1 protein-coding gene and 1 pseudogene are annotated in these 952 nt (G+C 69.0%); one reads left to right on the top strand and one right to left on the bottom strand.

Annotation, left to right across the window (positions count from 1 at the left end):
• Positions 1–530: pseudogene (locus ACIKT0_RS19120) on the bottom strand (DUF2336 domain-containing protein); the annotation flags it as partial.
• 229 nt (positions 531–759) lie between these two features.
• Here ACIKT0_RS19120 and ACIKT0_RS19115 point away from each other — a divergent pair.
• Positions 760–942, top strand: coding sequence for a hypothetical protein (locus ACIKT0_RS19115; RefSeq protein WP_407106864.1), 183 nt, complete (start codon positions 760–762; stop codon positions 940–942).
• The last annotated feature ends 10 nt before the right edge of the window (positions 943–952 follow it).

Raw genomic sequence — 952 nt, 5'->3', positions numbered from 1 at the left:
AGCTCTTCATTCGTCAGCCAAGCCATGACAAAGACGAGCGCGGCGAGCGACGCCTCGCCGGGCTTCGCGGCCGGATTTGCGACCAGGCTCTCGAGCACCAGGTCGTCCGGATGATGCGAGAGGATGCGGATGATGTCGCTGTCGATGTCGGATCGCAACGCGACCGCGCTGGCCTCGATCGCGCCGCCGTCGAGCGCGACCGTCAGCAACACATGACGCGGGACGTCGGCGCAGCGCGCCAGGATCGGGGCCGCGACCGCGGGTTCGTCCTGCAGCAGCCGGTCGATCAGCCGCCGCGGCGCGCGGGGCTCCTCCGCGAGCTTGCGAGCAACGATCGCGCGGGTATGCGCGTCGACCGTCTCGATCAGCTGAAGCGCGAGCTCTTCGTAGCGCGCGACCTCTTCAGGGGCGTGATGCGGCTTCTGGATGAACAGGTCGGTCAGCACCCGCACGAGGATCGGGCGCACGTCGACGCCTTCCTGGCGGCTCAGCCGGTCGAGCGTCTCTACGGGCAGCAGCTCGTCGCTCATCGATCGTCCGTGTTCGCAGGGAAGACGCGGGCGGGTTGTCGACCGTCCCACGTTGGGACGCTACGGTCACTATGGTTAGCATTCGGTAAAGGAGGGCGGCGAGCCGCGTGGTTTCGGCGACGGTAACGAGCCGTTAACCATTCCGGCTGCTCAATCTCATGACGAGGGCCCGCATCCGCCATCCGCCCCGGGCCCAGAGCGAACCAACCCCCTGACGGGGAGGAGCGACATGGGCCTGGTGCTCGCCTTCCAGACGCCGCGAACGGCGTCCTGCCCGCCAAAGCGGCGCGCAAATCCGGCGCGCAGCGCCGAGGTGCTGTTCTTCACCGGCGTTCGCTACGAGCGCGAGAAGCCGCCGACGCGGCCGTCCGCCTCCGAGCGCGCGGCTGAGCGCATCCCGCCCGCATCGTGAGCGCCGCTCC

The organism is Hansschlegelia beijingensis (assembly GCF_045505405.1).
In the GTDB taxonomy this organism is placed as follows: Bacteria; Pseudomonadota; Alphaproteobacteria; order Rhizobiales; family Methylopilaceae; genus Methylopila; species Methylopila beijingensis_A.
Note: the sequence above shows the minus strand (reverse complement) of the source record. Positions and strands in the feature narration are given on the sequence as shown.